Annotated in this window: 19 protein-coding genes and 3 pseudogenes; 9 read left to right on the plus strand and 13 right to left on the minus strand. The window is 48.0% G+C overall.

Annotated features, from left to right (window positions below; all coding sequences use genetic code 11):
• Positions 1 to 409: 409 nt before the first annotated feature.
• Positions 410 to 1,069, minus strand: a complete 660-nt coding sequence (locus ACKI5T_RS00565) for a DsbA family protein (RefSeq protein WP_407434838.1) — start codon at positions 1,067 to 1,069, stop codon at positions 410 to 412.
• Positions 1,070 to 1,166: 97 nt separating this feature from the next.
• Here ACKI5T_RS00565 and ACKI5T_RS00570 point away from each other — a divergent pair, with 97 nt between their 5' ends.
• Both ACKI5T_RS00570 and uspF read left to right on the plus strand, forming a co-directional pair.
• On the plus strand, positions 1,167 to 2,051 hold the full coding sequence (locus ACKI5T_RS00570) for a LysR family transcriptional regulator (RefSeq protein ID WP_407434840.1): 885 nt from the start codon (positions 1,167 to 1,169) through the stop codon (positions 2,049 to 2,051).
• A gap of 647 nt (positions 2,052 to 2,698) precedes the next feature.
• Positions 2,699 to 3,133 (plus strand): universal stress protein UspF, encoded by a 435-nt coding sequence (uspF, locus tag ACKI5T_RS00575; RefSeq protein ID WP_059178076.1) that lies wholly within the window; start codon positions 2,699 to 2,701, stop codon positions 3,131 to 3,133.
• Positions 3,134 to 3,431: 298 nt separating this feature from the next.
• On the opposite strand, the gene ACKI5T_RS00580 is transcribed toward uspF, so the two are convergent.
• A complete protein-coding gene (locus ACKI5T_RS00580; protein ID WP_407434844.1) occupies positions 3,432 to 3,668 on the minus strand; it encodes a cytochrome b in 237 nt (78 codons plus the stop codon).
• Positions 3,669 to 3,711: 43 nt separating this feature from the next.
• Here ACKI5T_RS00580 and ACKI5T_RS00585 point away from each other — a divergent pair, with 43 nt between their 5' ends.
• On the plus strand, positions 3,712 to 4,071 hold the full coding sequence (locus tag ACKI5T_RS00585) for a hypothetical protein (RefSeq protein ID WP_407434846.1): 360 nt from the start codon (positions 3,712 to 3,714) through the stop codon (positions 4,069 to 4,071).
• A 91-nt stretch (positions 4,072 to 4,162) separates the two neighbouring features.
• Here the strand turns inward: ACKI5T_RS00585 and ACKI5T_RS00590 are convergent.
• The 10 genes and pseudogenes from ACKI5T_RS00590 to ACKI5T_RS00635 all read right to left on the minus strand — a co-directional run.
• Positions 4,163 to 4,429, minus strand: a pseudogene (locus ACKI5T_RS00590) (terminase large subunit); the annotation flags it as partial.
• 11 nt (positions 4,430 to 4,440) lie between these two features.
• Positions 4,441 to 4,794, minus strand: coding sequence for a phage terminase small subunit P27 family (locus ACKI5T_RS00595; RefSeq protein ID WP_407434848.1), 354 nt, complete (start codon positions 4,792 to 4,794; stop codon positions 4,441 to 4,443).
• Between the two features lie 264 nt (positions 4,795 to 5,058).
• Positions 5,059 to 5,277: an HNH endonuclease gene (locus tag ACKI5T_RS00600; RefSeq protein ID WP_407434850.1), complete on the minus strand. Its 219-nt coding sequence runs from the start codon at positions 5,275 to 5,277 to the stop codon at positions 5,059 to 5,061.
• A 13-nt stretch (positions 5,278 to 5,290) separates the two neighbouring features.
• Positions 5,291 to 5,674 carry an HK97 family phage prohead protease gene (locus tag ACKI5T_RS00605; protein WP_407434852.1) on the minus strand — a complete coding sequence of 128 codons (384 nt, stop codon included), beginning with the start codon at positions 5,672 to 5,674 and terminating at the stop codon, positions 5,291 to 5,293.
• A gap of 53 nt (positions 5,675 to 5,727) precedes the next feature.
• Positions 5,728 to 5,913: pseudogene (locus ACKI5T_RS00610) on the minus strand (phage major capsid protein); the annotation flags it as partial.
• A 384-nt stretch (positions 5,914 to 6,297) separates the two neighbouring features.
• Positions 6,298 to 6,549 carry a hypothetical protein gene (locus ACKI5T_RS00615; RefSeq protein ID WP_407434854.1) on the minus strand — a complete coding sequence of 84 codons (252 nt, stop codon included), beginning with the start codon at positions 6,547 to 6,549 and terminating at the stop codon, positions 6,298 to 6,300.
• Between the two features lie 229 nt (positions 6,550 to 6,778).
• Positions 6,779 to 7,051 carry a hypothetical protein gene (locus ACKI5T_RS00620; RefSeq protein WP_407434856.1) on the minus strand — a complete coding sequence of 91 codons (273 nt, stop codon included), beginning with the start codon at positions 7,049 to 7,051 and terminating at the stop codon, positions 6,779 to 6,781.
• Entirely contained in the window at positions 7,035 to 7,583 is a 549-nt protein-coding gene (locus ACKI5T_RS00625) for a DUF2778 domain-containing protein (protein WP_407434858.1), read from the minus strand. Before ACKI5T_RS00625 ends, ACKI5T_RS00620 begins: the two co-directional genes overlap by 17 nt.
• Positions 7,583 to 8,074, minus strand: a complete 492-nt coding sequence (locus ACKI5T_RS00630) for an Hcp family type VI secretion system effector (protein ID WP_407434860.1) — start codon at positions 8,072 to 8,074, stop codon at positions 7,583 to 7,585. The genes ACKI5T_RS00625 and ACKI5T_RS00630 overlap by 1 nt, the downstream gene beginning before the upstream one ends.
• A gap of 122 nt (positions 8,075 to 8,196) precedes the next feature.
• Positions 8,197 to 8,418, minus strand: coding sequence for a hypothetical protein (locus ACKI5T_RS00635; RefSeq protein ID WP_407434862.1), 222 nt, complete (start codon positions 8,416 to 8,418; stop codon positions 8,197 to 8,199).
• On the opposite strand from ACKI5T_RS00635, the gene ACKI5T_RS00640 reads away from it, so the two are divergent.
• Genes ACKI5T_RS00640 through ACKI5T_RS00655 form a run of 4 tightly spaced genes read left to right on the plus strand, consistent with a single transcriptional unit; the run spans position 8,413 to position 11,180 of the window.
• The gene (locus tag ACKI5T_RS00640) at positions 8,413 to 9,108 is read left to right on the plus strand and encodes an AMP-binding protein (RefSeq protein WP_407434863.1); all 696 of its coding nucleotides are present in this window, start codon (positions 8,413 to 8,415) and stop codon (positions 9,106 to 9,108) included. The two genes, ACKI5T_RS00635 and ACKI5T_RS00640, sit on opposite strands and share 6 nt — an antisense overlap.
• Positions 9,105 to 9,770, plus strand: coding sequence for a TenA family transcriptional regulator (locus ACKI5T_RS00645; protein WP_407434865.1), 666 nt, complete (start codon positions 9,105 to 9,107; stop codon positions 9,768 to 9,770). The genes ACKI5T_RS00640 and ACKI5T_RS00645 overlap by 4 nt, the downstream gene beginning before the upstream one ends.
• Positions 9,757 to 10,563, plus strand: coding sequence for an SDR family oxidoreductase (locus ACKI5T_RS00650; protein WP_407434867.1), 807 nt, complete (start codon positions 9,757 to 9,759; stop codon positions 10,561 to 10,563). The genes ACKI5T_RS00645 and ACKI5T_RS00650 overlap by 14 nt, the downstream gene beginning before the upstream one ends.
• Complete coding sequence (locus ACKI5T_RS00655; protein WP_407434869.1) at positions 10,560 to 11,180, plus strand: tetratricopeptide repeat protein; 621 nt, start codon at positions 10,560 to 10,562, stop codon at positions 11,178 to 11,180. Before ACKI5T_RS00650 ends, ACKI5T_RS00655 begins: the two co-directional genes overlap by 4 nt.
• A 256-nt stretch (positions 11,181 to 11,436) precedes the next feature.
• On the opposite strand, the gene ACKI5T_RS00660 is transcribed toward ACKI5T_RS00655, so the two are convergent.
• Positions 11,437 to 12,126 carry a VIT family protein gene (locus tag ACKI5T_RS00660; RefSeq protein WP_407434871.1) on the minus strand — a complete coding sequence of 230 codons (690 nt, stop codon included), beginning with the start codon at positions 12,124 to 12,126 and terminating at the stop codon, positions 11,437 to 11,439.
• 584 nt (positions 12,127 to 12,710) lie between these two features.
• Here ACKI5T_RS00660 and ACKI5T_RS00665 point away from each other — a divergent pair.
• A pseudogene (locus ACKI5T_RS00665) lies at positions 12,711 to 12,920 on the plus strand (site-specific integrase); the annotation flags it as partial.
• A gap of 25 nt (positions 12,921 to 12,945) precedes the next feature.
• Positions 12,946 to 14,244, plus strand: a complete 1,299-nt coding sequence (gene rstB, locus ACKI5T_RS00670; RefSeq protein WP_407434873.1) for a two-component system sensor histidine kinase RstB — start codon at positions 12,946 to 12,948, stop codon at positions 14,242 to 14,244.
• Position 14,245: the final 1 nt, after the last annotated feature.

Below are 14,245 nucleotides of genomic sequence, written 5' to 3' on the forward strand. Positions count from 1 at the left end.
GTCACGCAGCGTCCGATACGATTGACATGTTTGCCTGATGACTTTTAAAGGCACAGCTCATGGGAACTCTCATAACAAACCCATAACTAAAAAATAATCATTATTTCAGTACGTTGTTATCAACCGACACGGCAGGCAGAAAGGGTTTACCATCATGTTTACAAGCCGAGCAGTGAAACCAGAATGAAAGCCCTTTCTTGCCGAACACGCCTTAAAGCCATTAAGGCCAGAGTATATGGATAGTCAGTATTGGAATTTATCCCACCGTGTCGAAATTTGAGGATCCTTGAGAGTTTCTATCCGGCTTGTGGTATCAAACACCAGCTACGGCAGTCTGTCCTTAACCCTTGAACAATACGATTGCGACGTTTGCCATTTCAGTCGCCATCGTGTGAAAATTCGTGTTGCGTTATGCCAGCGTGGCCAGCGCTGCGCTGATGCTTTCTTCCCCTCTGTAAAGATCGTAACCGCTGATGATATGTTCTTTCCCATACGCCGTCGCAATCAACAGGGGCACGCCTCCCACACCTTTTTCGTGCATGAGTCGCTTTACGCGGGCAATGCGCTGTTCAGTCTGGTTGCGCAGCGCGGCATCACCTTCAAACTGGCTGGTCAGCTCATCCGCATCACCCTCAGCACCGTGTTCCTGCGCCCAGGTGGCGCTGATATCCGCCACCACATCGCATCGAGAGGTGTCGCGACCCTCGACGTAGCGGGCGTGCTGAAGAACGTGGAGCAGGTCCGCCTCTGCGGCTGCACCAGCGTGCTGAAATGCGGTCAGCGCGCGGTTCATGTAGGTCGAATCGAAACGGGTGCCGGACAGCAGAAGTTGGTGATAGCTCTCGCTGAACGGCTGTCCGGTCAGCGATGTAATGCGCTGATCGTTGGCCCATGCATATTCTGCCCACTGAGCCGTAATCTGCCGCGCCCCCTCATCACTGAACAGGCCACTGGGCATCAGATCAAGCCGGTCGCCGTGGTGTCGGGCCAAATAATGCAGGGCAGGCGCGCTGGCATAGCACCAGCCGCAAAGCGGGTCAAAAATGTACTGCAGCTTTTCGATGTGCATAGTGCACCCTCCTTTAATCAGTTGTGTTGATCATAATTAGATTACGCAATATGAAAAACAGGCATACAGTAGACACATTGTTGCATGAGGTGAACGAATGGACAGAGTTACGGCGATGGAAGTGTTTTCGGAAACGGTCAAACGCGGCAGCATCTCAGCGGCGGCGGAACATCTGGGCTTATCGCGGGCTATGGCCTCGCGCTACATAAACCTGATGGAGGAGTGGACAGGATCGCGCCTGCTTCACCGGACAACGCGCAGGCTCAGCCTAACAGTAGCCGGTGAACAGGCACTTTTGCTGTGTCAGGACATTCGGATTCTGACGGATGGGCTTGCAGCCATGGGACCCGGCAGTGTTCCTGTGCCCAAGGGCAAACTTAAGATCACCTCCAATTCCATTTTTGCAGAGTTTTGCCTTACGGAGCTGCTTGTTGACTTCCTTATTGCCTATCCGGAAATACAGGTTGATCTGCAAATCATGGACAGAACCGTTGACCTGGTCGAGGAAGGTATCGATCTGGCTATCCGCACTTCAAGCACACTTGCACCTAACCTTTATGCCCGCAACCTCGGGTACTGCTCTTCCGTAATATGCGCCAGCCGCGCGTACCTGGACAAACACGGCACACCGGGCAGTCTGAGTGACCTGAAACATCACAACTGTCTTACCTATACCTACTTCGGCCAGAGCGCGTGGCGGTTCCATAAAGAGAGCGACATTGTCAACCTGCCGGTAACGGGCAGCATCAGTACCAACGAGGCTGCGATCCTTTTTAAGGCGACAAAGTTGGGGGCGGGTGTAGCCATGCTGCCTCTGTATGCCGTAGAGCAGGAGCTCGCGGCGGGGAGGCTGGTTGCGCTGCTGCCGGAATATGAGCTCGACAGGTTGTCTGTAAGCGCGGTTTATCTTTCACATAAAAAAATGCCTCAGGCCCAGCGCGTATTGATTGATTATCTGGTTGAGCATCTCAGGCTCCCATGAAGCGCAGAGATGAAAGGCAAAAACACAACCGGGAGATTGCGCGATGATATGACTGGTCCCAGCGCATAGAATACTGCCAGTTACCCCGATTGCAGCCCATCGGGATGGGCTGCAATCGGGCATCGTTAACATCCAGCATCAGGCGTGCCCGGCTGATGTCCCATAAGCAACACCCGGGGTTAGTTTGTCGATATGTGACAGGCTCTCACCGCACCAGGCTGCGGATGTGGTGTAGAAAAAAAGAGCGTGCTGTGACGCTCCAAAGCGAGAATTTTAAAATACCTCTTCATTGCGTATCGTTAGATTATTTTACTCAATAGATATTTGGGTAACGTGTTCAATACTAAACAAAAAAACCTCAGCAATATCACTGCCATAAATGTGAGGATTTTTCGCATTTTAAAATTTAATTTTTTGATAATAATTATCGTTAACGCATGATGATATATTCATTCAAAACGATCTTAATTCAATTAACTATTTCATAGTTGAGAGATTTTAACCCCTGACGATAACACCGGTGTAAATCCAAGTTCGACAATACCCATATTGGCAGAATAAACTTTTACCCATTATGGCATCCAGCTCTCTGTTTTCCAGGAATTATCAGCCTAACCTTAATGGGGCAAAACACGTAGGAGGATCAAATGTACAACACAATTTTGGTTCCAATTGACATTTCCGAGGATGACCTGACACACATGGTCATTCCATATGTTCAGGCGCATACAGCTCTTAACACGGCAAAAGTCCATTTTCTTACTGTTATTCCTTCGCAACCTTATTATTCATCTTTAGGTTTAGCCTACTCAGTAGAAATGCCGAAGATGAAAGAATTCCAGCATGCGGCCTTATCAAAACTGGATGAAATTGTGAAGCAATTCAAAATCCCTGCAGACAAAATACAGACTCATGCCGTAACGGGTTCACCGAAGGATCAAATTCTTAAACTCGCTGAAATGGTAAGTGCTGATTTAATTATAATTGCATCCCATAAACCTGATATATCAACGTATCTGTTAGGTTCAAATGCTGCAGCAGTTGTACGACATGCCAAATGCCCTGTGCTGGTCGTTAGATAAAATTAAGTAGCCTGCATGTCGCAGGCTACTTTTTTGTCATCGCTCATGGGGTAGCTAACTGAGAAATAACCTGCGCCTTAATTCCTGAATCCATAGCCTGTCTGGTCAGTTCCTGTCTGTTCAGTGCTGCAATCGAGGTGATGAAATCGGGTCTTTTTCTTCTCCACCACACCACAAAGCTTGCAGCAACGAACTATTTTTATTTGTATATTGAGGTTGTTATTGATAATAACGCAAGTGTTCGGCATGGAGTTCATTTTTTAATAAAAAACAGGTTCACAGTAAAGAAGTCTTAATTTCATTTCTGTCGATTTAACAGCGGTAACATTCTCTCAAGCGTGTTGTCGCGCTCAATGTAATGATGGAATAACGCAGCAAGAGCATGAAACCCGATAAGAAAATATCCGGCATTTGCGATAAGTTCATGGTATCTATTGCAAGTACTTTTTAACCTATTACGCCATAAGGGAAAAATTACATTTTGTGAGGCAAGCTGTTTTCGAAAGCAATACACATTGCAATACACGCCTCTCATAGGTAGTTTAAAAGATATTTTGTATAAATCGCAGGAGTGTTTAATGAAATTAACTTATTTAACCTTGCTAATTTTTCACCTCAATTCATTGATAGATTCTGGAAAACATAACGACATAACTATTGATGACATCCATAATGCAATTGAAAAAAAATCTCTTTTACGTTTCATCAAAAAACGCTGCGGGAGAGATATAGATTTAAGTTTACATTTAGATGCTGACGCGAGTTTTGAGGAAGAATATGAAAGCAGAATGAATAGCCTTTATAACGGTTATGCTGGAAATGAATCCAGGAAATGGGGCGTGCGGAATTTAGGCCTTTGCCTTATGTTGGCTTGGACCAATGAACTAATCCAATTACACGCTTCTTTTCCTAATGAATTCCCACTTAAAATTAACTAGGAGTATAAAATGTTGACAGTATTGGACTTACAAACCTTAGCTAGCTTTGGCGACGGAATGATAATTGATGCCAAACGTATTTCGGCCAATGACCTCAACTTTATCCCCATAATGTTGGCAAAGGCGAATTGCTGCCATGGCTCCAGATTTATGGGCTTCCCGCGTAACGGCCCCTTTACGTGCGGCAATATTCAGAAAATTTTATAAAACGCTCAACGGCTGCATGGTCGAACACGTAAACGGGGCTGGTAAGGTCTGCAAAATACCGTTCAACGGCTCGTTTCAGGGCATCACAGGCGGGTATTTTCCCCTCTTTCACGTCGATCACGTACTGGTGCCAGGCGTGTATTACCTGCATGTGAGCCTGCCTTACACGTCGTCAAAGCCGTCATTCTCGTCTTTTTCTGGCGGATTACGGCGGCGTGATACCGGGTCGAACCCCAGCAAACTGGACATTTTGATGATGATGCGCTCTGCATCTGATTTTGCTTTTAATGCCGGACTGCTCGTTGTTGCCCCCCGCGAACCTTCAACCGAAAATCCGCGCAGGGCAATATCTTCAACGGCTTTCCGGTATAGCGAATAATTCACGCAATACAGTTCGAGGTTGCTCCAGTCGGCAGCGGTCAGATCGTCACGTTCGGCAAGTTGCTTTGATTTGAGTTTCCATTGCTGGGCGGCTATCTCATTCAGATATGCGGGCGGTTTTGGTGGTCTTGCCATATTTTGAAACCTCATTTTAAAAACTTACTGCAAATTAAAAAAATTGGCGTGCGTAAAAATTCGAGGGGCGGGCGGTCTGGAGGCAAGCGACTCCAGCTCGAGCCACCCCACCCGCTCAGGCGGCCCCTGAGCGGGTCGCGCCTCCCTGCCCTTGGTGTGGGTCGGTGGTCATGTCGCCCTCATCCTGCTGCCTCTGGTGGCGTTTAGTTGGTGGTCAGCACGTTAAGGATCTGAACAACCTTGCCACCTTCATCCCGCTATAGCTCACGCCTTTGCACCATATCCGCGTCGGTCTATCACTCCGGTCTTCCAGTTGTGGCAGTCGTGACACAATGGCTGGTGATTGGTTGGCTTCCAGAACAATGGATCGGATTGCCCACTGATTGGGGTGATATGGTCCACCACTGTTGCCGGGGTAAATTTCCCCTCACGCAAGCAAATTACACACAGCGGGTTAGCCCGTAGGTATTTCGCGCGATACACCTGCTAGCGATGGTTATATCCTCGCTGCGCAGCCGTTCTCCACATCGCTTTCGGTGTACGCCGGTGTTGCGGTAAACGTTATCTCCAGCAGCTCTGAGGCGGTGACGGTGCGCACGCATGGATCCTGTTTAAAATCCCATGCTTCTTTCGTGGCGCGGAATCCAAACGACATTCCAGAAATATCACCACGGCCCAGCAGCCCACGGTAATCATGTTCATACAGCGCGCGAACGTCGCTGCCGGTCGCCAGGCTGTCTTTGAAAACATACGGGGCGAATACCTCGTAAAATTCCCCCCATATCAGTTGTGAACGGCTGTTCCATGGGACGACATAACCCACCAACTTATTTTCTTCCACGCTGACGGCGGCGGATCGGATCTCAAAATCTTTATTCATATGCTCACCATTTGGTGCAAACAAAAAAGGGGCCGTAGCCCTCAGGTATTTTTTTAGCTGGAGGCACCCGGCGCCATTTCGAGCAATTTAATGGCGCTGAAATCCACCACACCACCGCCCAGATATTTGGCGGAATAGACCTTATAAAATCCCGGCTCGGTGATATTGTCCGGGCGGGTACGTACACCCGTTTCATGGTCAACGATGTAATAACCGCGCTTGAAGTCACCAAAGGCAATTGGCGCTGTTCTTCGGCCTGTTTTTTCAGGTCGTCAAATTGCGTGCGTTCTTCGGTGTTAAGGCTGCGGTTTTCGGCGTCAGCTTTTTCCAGAATGGTGCGGAGCTGCGCTGCGAGTTCGGATTTTTTACGACGTAATTCAATTAATTTTTTCATGTGGTTTCTCGTAAAGAAAAAAAATTAAGACGTGAAACCAGCGCGGAGAGGAAGGGCAGGCCGAATAACAGTTCTTGAGGTGAAGAATTTCCCGGCATCGCGCAGGGTGTTAAACGGCCTTGGGTGGCCGCTCACGTCTGAGTGCCACTATTTAAGATATGCATTCCAAAGCAATAGTAAATAACTTACTAATTTCCAAAACAGAAACAAACAATACCGAACGATTAATTTACATTACCTCGCGGTATTTTTTATTTACTTCACTCATTAAGCGTTCCATATGTGCAATAAGTAAACTCAATTGCTCTGCATCTGCTGTCAGCGACATTCCTGTGAACGAATCCACAAGGTAACCATGCGAATCAACCTGCACTATCGCCTCTTTTTCCAGTGCGCGGGAATATTCGCCAACGTTCAGAACTTGAGCAAATTTTTTTATATCGTAAAATTTCCTAGACCATTCCAATTCTTTATAATTCATTGTTCCACCACCTTTAGAGGTTACAAAAGAACACCCCCGACTCTCTAATGTTATTTCTCGAAAAAATACCCATCAGAATGCCGGGCGGTTGAGTTTTATAGGGATATTTTTTCTGTCCAGTAGTCCAAAACTTGAAAGTAGCACATCCTTCATAATGGGCCGGGCTAGTAAGACACTTAACAGCACTATTCTAATTTTTTCAAAGCGGCATAATGATCGCCTCGCTACCTCATTTATTTCTAACCAGCCAGATTACTTTTTCCCCGATGAGCGCTGCAAAAGCTGCCGCAAACGCATTAAACATGATGTACATCGTAAAATAGTTATCCTCTACACGATCAGGGTAAGGCTCCGGTTTTTCTGTCGGGATGTAATTCATGAGATCCGTGACGGTATATTTCAGGCTGTCGGTCAGTGGATCAAATACCCCTGAGAGCATCAGCGCAAACGTGATAGTCAGAAACATCAGCAGGCGTAACGACCACTTAGCGGAGCGTGACATCGCAACTCCCTGAGGCATTACCAATCACCGTAATATCACCATAAGCCCAGAGTTTATCCCCCTGCAGAATCCGGTGCCGGTGAGCTTTCAATAGAGCAGCTCGTACCATGTAAAAATCACGCGAAAGAAAGAAGGTAATGCAGCCCTCACTGATTCCTGAACCATCCGGACGTGGTGGATGCAGGCGGAAGTGGCCTCGCTGATAGTGATGCGAACTGTCAACATCAAAGGTCATGTAGTCATCCACTACGCCGTCTTTGCGGAACAGGGCAAACCAGTCGTAATAGTTATTTCCGGTAAACGCGTGTTTGAACCATGTCTGGCTGTGAGAAAATAATCCACCTGACGGACGATCTACGATCCAGTAACTACCTGGCGGGACGGTGGCATTTGTCATGTACGAACATTCCGGTTTGTTGGCGAGATCGCCCAGCCCAGAAAACACCGGAAATGAACCTACCCCGCCAACATCCAAACGGGCCACGCGGCCCTCATCGTAAAGATGGTTAAAATCAACCCGGCAACTGATCATCAGGCCACCACTCGCTGATTCCATGAGTCTGTGTAAGAAATATTCCCGTCGAGATATAACCAGGTAATGCTTTCATACGCCAGCGAAACGGATTCAGTCGGGTTGTTCATTTGACCGCCAGTATTTTTAAAATTGTGCATCACTGGCGTGACGGCCACCACTTTGACGTTTTTCAGAATGATGTGCATGAATTCCTCCTCTACACCCGCGTCATTAATCCGATACCACTTAATGATTCCTTGTTGGAGTGTCTCCCCCTGGCAAACTGCACGATTCAGGTATGGCGTGGCTTTATCCAGTTCTTTGGTAAAACTTAACTGGTCATGGACGCGCGTACCGGTTAGTTTTCCAAAAGTATGGTCGTAAGGGATATGCACACCATGATTGAAACTTTGCATTTCAATAGCGCCCTCGCGTAACAGGACGTTACTACTTCCCTGAATCAGGGTTCCGGTGGAGTTATAAAGCCAAATATATGCGGGAACAGCCATTTTCATCCTTAATTATGTTAATGCTAAAGCTTTATTACTCCTTAATCACGCCAACTCTTAATCTAAAAATGCTATCCATAACAGGAAATTTATCAGAGCATAGATTATTCTTCCGCGCACTTTTACCCCCTTCCGAGAATTGTTACTTCTCCGGCGTCGTCCACTTCAATTAGCTCGTCACGCGCCAGCTTTTCCAGCCAGCGGGTGAATCCTTTCCGGCCGTTCTCGCCAACCATCGCGATCATATCGTCGCGCAGTACCGATCGGTTGCACGGCTCCCCTTTGGCCTTACGGCTGCGGATGCATTGCCATAACGCGGCGTGGTTCCCTGTTAGGTTATGCACATTAGCCAAGTCAGGATCTATGTCGTTCGGTTCTGGACAGCAAAAACGCTGGCTGATGCTCTGAATATGTTCAGACCGGAAAGGCATCTTGTCAGCCTTCCACTCAGCATCCTGCTGGAAAACTTGTGCGGTATCTATATCCCGTTACTGCTGGGTGCACAGACAGTGATATTGCCCTCGGCCAGTACAGGTTTTGAAGGTTCCAGCCAGTTTAACCCCAGAAAATTTTTACAGGCTTTGATGAGATGGGGTCCGCAAAGTCTTGTTCTGGTACCAGAAATATTGCGGGTGTTACTACATCTGCACCAGACGGTTCCTGACAGTACCCGTTCCCTGAGCTTTGTCGCCGTTGGTGGAGGAAAGGTCCCTGCGCCATTAATGGAGATGGCAACACATACAGGTTTACCCGTTTTTGAAGGTTATGGGTTATCAGATGTGATTTTCGGTGACGGTTTGAAAGGTAACGTTGCTCTCGTAGATGCTTTTGAAGGACAGCAGGATCTGGCGCGTGAGCAGCTTATGGGGGTTTGCGCACACTTGCCTGACTACGCCCAATTTCATCGACTACTATTCACGTCCGAAATATCTTCTCCCGAAATGATTACCGCTAATGGTCGCCCTAAACGGAGCGCCATCTGGCAGTCCCTAAAAGAAAATATTCTCACCTGCAGTGAGGAGGAAGACGCATGAGCTTTTATCAAGAATTACAGGATCAGACCGCTGTTGAACGTCAACATTTACTTTCGTCCCCTGCTATCGCCCGGTGTAAAACAGGCGATATCTCGCCGGAGATGTATATAGCATTTTTGACGCAAGCTTATTATCACGTCAGCCATACCGTTCCACTGCTGATGTGTGCTGGCGGTCGGCTTCCTTCAACGCACGAAGCAGTGCGCGGAGCAATAGCTGAATATATTGATGAAGAATATGGGCATCAGGAATGGATCCTCAATGATATTCGAGCATGTGGTGGTAATCCTGAGGCAGTTAGAGAGGGTATGCCGGGCCTGCCCATCGAAATGATGATTGCTTATCTTTACTACCGTATCGAGCGGGTAAATCCGATGAGCATATTTGGTATGGTGCTCGTGCTGGAAGGTACCAGCGTGGCAATTGCAACAGCTGTTGCGGCTCAACTGGAGAATACGCTGGCCCTACCTCAACAGGCAACAACCTACCTGCGCTCTCACGGAGAACTCGATCAGGGCCATCTGCAATTCTTTGCATCCCTCATGGATTCAGTCACTGATAAGAGTGACCAGGACGCCATTATCCACACCGCGCGCCGTATTTATCATCTTTATGGGCAGATGCTTGATCAGTTGGGAGAAAGTGCATATGGATCTGCTTAACAAAACCGTTCTGCTCACCGGTGCCAGCGGAGGAATCGGTCAGGCGCTGGCCAGAGAACTGGCACAAAAAGGGGCGAGACTCTTTCTCGTGGGCCGCAACGAAAAGGCAATGGCTCTTCTACAAAATACCCTCCCTTACCCGGAGCGACACAATATCGCGCTGATGCGTAGCTATTCTGACGAAGAGATATCGGCGCTTGCCGCCAGGTTTTTAAAGGATGGTGGGCTGGATATCCTGATCAACAACGCTGGGAGCAGTTGCTTTGCGTTGTTTGAAGAACAATCATTTGATGATATTCGTGAGCAGATCCGAACCAATATCGAGATTCCAGCCCTACTGACCCGGGCCTTACTCGATAAAATGAATACACCGGGTATCGTGCTTAATATTGGTTCAATTTTTGGTGAAATAGGCCATCCAGCATGGAGTGTCTATAGTGCGACCAAGGCTGCGACCCACCGTTTTTCCGAAGCCCTTAGCAGGGAATTACAGGGCAGTGGTATTACCGTTCTGTATGCCGCGCCACGCGCAACAGAAACCTTACTGAACAACGACCACGTGTATGCCCTGAACCGGAAACTCGGTAATAACACTGATTCACCAGTGTATGTGGCTGCCCGACTTGCACGCCTTCTTGAAAAAGAACAGAAATGTTATCGCTTTGGCATGATGGAACGTCTTTTCGTCAAGATTAATGCCTGGTTTCCCACCGTCGTCGACGGAGCATTAGGCAAAAAATTGCCTGTAATTCAGGAATTCGCCAGAAAATCGGTCAGAGGAGACAACAAATGAAAACCCTGTACGCAATCTTGCTTGTTACAGCGGCACCCGCGTCAGCACTGGCGGATACGACACTTGGGGATTTACAACACGACTGGTCCATCTGTCAGTATCAAACGCTGGAAGCCAAAAAAGAGAACTGCTTCAGTACAGTTAGCCAGAAAGCCCATCATGCCAGTCAGGCACAAAAAAACAGTAACGCGCCACTTTTGATTTGGTCAGCCATCATCGACAGTAGCTGGGCTGGCGCTAAAGGCGGTCTGGGCGCGCTAAGCCTTGTTAAAGAAGCCCGCAGCAACCTCGAAAAAGCGATTGAAATTGACCCATCCGCCCTCCAGGGATCAGCCTGGACCAGTCTGGGCGCTCTGTATTACCAGGTTCCCGGCTGGCCAATTGGCTTTGGTGATAAAGAAAAAGCAGACGCTATGTTGAAAAAAGCGCTGGCCATTAACCCGGATGGTATAGACCCTAACTACTTCTACGGTGATTATCTTCTTAAAGAGAAAAAAACAGATGAAGCCAGGCGCTACCTAACCAAAGCACTTAAAGCCCCAGATCGTCCCGGGCGTGAAATCGCTGACAGTGGTCGCCGCCGCGATATTGCGAGAGACCTGGAGAGCATCCAGTAAAAACATCTTTCGTAACAGAACTCAGGATGCCGTTTGATGAGTAACATGAGAACGGCATCTCTGCCTACGACGAGTCAAAGAAGTGCGATAGAGCTAAAAATATAAATTAATTGTCGCTCACCATTTGTTATCAGAGTCCAGACTAAATGTTTGAACTGTTCAAAATATTCAAATTAAATATCAGTTCAACTTCACCAAAGGTTAAATAATAGAACAAATCACTCTGGTCGTTTACCCCCCTTCTCGCTCCATGCTTTTAAATCAAACTCTGACCCGCGAAATGCCCAACACCAATCGATAAGCCCATTGCCATGGCACTCCAGAAAGTAATTCTTATTATGGCCTTTACCGGAGATACATTGCCAACTACCGACGAAATATAACCAAGAATTGCAAGTGAAAAAAGCGTGGTAAGAATGATGAATGTAGAAATATACGTTTGCGGCGCTAACCACGCAACGATTAAGGGTAAAATGGCCCCAGCAGAAAAACTGACTGCCGAGAAGAGAGCGGCTTGCAGTGGTTGCGCAGAATTAGTATCCGTTAATCCTAGTTCTTCACGAGCGTGAGCCCCCAAAGCGTCCTTCTCCATTAGTTGCTCAGCAACCTCACGCGCCAGAGTCGGATTGAGACCGCGTTTTATATACAGAGAAGTAAGTTCCTGTGTCTCTCCTTGAAAATCATTTTCCAGCTCACCTTTCTCCTGAGCAAGAGCTGCGTTCTCAGTATCAACCTGTGAAGAAACAGAAACATACTCGCCTGTTGCCATCGACATTGCACCTGCCACAAGCCCTGCAACCCCGGCAAGTAGAATACCCGATGAAGAAGTATTCGCTGAAGCAACGCCAAGTACAAGACTCGCGGTCGAAACAATGCCATCATTAGCCCCTAGAACAGCAGCCCTAAGCCATCCCACGCTTTGGATACTATGTCGTTCGAGATGCATTATTAAGCCCCCCGGTTAAACAACTATTTAATAAAACCATGCCTGATGAGAATAAACTCATCATAACCTATTTCATTTTATCATTTTTAACAAGTTATTGAGATTGCGCAAGTATAACCCTCAATCTGCTTTCACCTTTGAACTTTAATGTTTTAATGAGAAATGATAATAGATATCATGGACTTTTAATAATGGCTGCAAGAGCATATTAATCAGTATAATTTTAGCTTAATGTATTATTAATAAAGATTCGTGACAGGTATATTTTCAGGGACTCAAAGTTTGATTGCTGATGGCATTCATTCTTTCTCAGATTTAGTGGTTGTGACCTGCTCAAAGCATGAGATACACATTTCAGCAAGCCGCTTCACTTAGGAATCTTCATGCCGCCAAATTTCTTGCGCCGGGTATAAAGATTGCGACTGAGATAGCATGCTCTCAGGCAGCCCCCCCAGTTTCGGCCTCGCGAAGGAGACTGATGATCTGTTCTTCGGAAAATGCTTCTTAAAGAGGATGTCTACATGTGGCGAATGAAGGCATTACTGACATCGCGGTGTGTTAATCAGCGTGGAACAGGCCAGGGTCATACGTTTGCATGTTGGATGTTGTCAGCCGGAGCAAACCCTGCTTTCATAGCAACTCAAATGGGACATAAAAATGCACAGAGAGTTTATTGCGTTGATTCTGCCTGGATACATGCTTTGAACGGCGATAAGACTGCGTTCCTCAACAAGCGCACAGACGAATACAACACTGCCCCCATAGTACCTCTGGCCGTAAAGAAGTTTAGCTAACTCATTGTATTAATGGTGTGATTTCATGAAAAAGCTGTTTGTGCAGTTTTATCTTTTGCTGTTTGTCTGTTTTCTGGTGATGACCATGCTGGTCGGGCTGGTCTATAAATTCACCGCCGAACGCGCAGGCAAACAGTCTCTGGATGACCTGATGAAAAGCTCGCTTTATTTAATGCGCAGCGAATTACGTGAAATTCCGCCGCACGACTGGGCGCGCACGCTGAAAGAGCTGGATCTGAATCTGTCGTTTAATATGCGCATCGAACCGCTTAAAAATTACAGTCTGGATGCCCCCACCGCTCAGCGCCTGCGCGAAGGCGATATTGTGGCGCTGGACGACCAGTACACCTTTATCCAGCGAATCCCGCGCAGCCATTACGTACTGGCTGTCGGCCCAGTTCCGTATCTCTATTTTTTACATCAGATGCGACTGCTGGACATGGCGTTGATGGCCTTTATCGCCATTTCACTGGCCTTTCCGGTGTTTATCTGGATGCGTCCGCACTGGCAGGACATGCTGCGGCTGGAGGCTGCTGCGCAGCGCTTTGGCGAGGGGCATCTGACGGAACGCATACATTTCGACAGCGCCTCCAGCTTTGAACGGCTGGGCGTCGCCTTCAACCAGATGGCGGATAATATTAACGCCCTGATTGCCAGTAAAAAGGCGCTTATTGACGGCATCGCGCATGAACTACGTACGCCGCTGGTGCGCCTGCGCTATCGTCTGGAGATGAGTGAAAACCTGACCGCTGCTGAGTTGGTGGCGCTTAATCGCGATATCGGCCAGCTCGAAGCGCTGATCGAAGAGCTACTGACCTACGCCCGTCTGGATCGTCCGCAAAACGAACTCAAACTCAGCACACCAGATTTTTCGGCGTGGATAAGCAGCTATGTTGAGGACGTGCAGAGCGTCAATCCGCAGCGTGAGCTGCTACTGGACAATCATCCCGGTGATTATGGCGCGCTGGATATACGCCTGATGGAACGCGTGCTGGACAATCTGGTGAATAACGCCCTGCGCTATAGCGAGAACCGGCTGCGAATTCGTTTACAGCTGAACGGCAGCGAGGCGAGTTTATCTGTCGAGGACGATGGACCAGGGATCGCGGCCGAAGAGCGCCATCGCGTATTTGAACCCTTCGTGCGTCTCGACCCGAGTCGTGACCGTGCCACTGGCGGCTGCGGACTGGGCCTGGCGATTGTCCACTCGATCTCTCAGGCCATGGGCGGGCACGTCAGCTGCGAAGTCAGCGATCTGGGCGGCGCGAAATTCTGCTTTAACTGGCCGGTCTATCACCACATTGCTCTGCCTGCCACGGTCTGAT

The organism is Lelliottia sp., assembly GCF_045627565.1.
In the GTDB taxonomy this organism is placed as follows: Bacteria; Pseudomonadota; Gammaproteobacteria; order Enterobacterales; family Enterobacteriaceae; genus Enterobacter.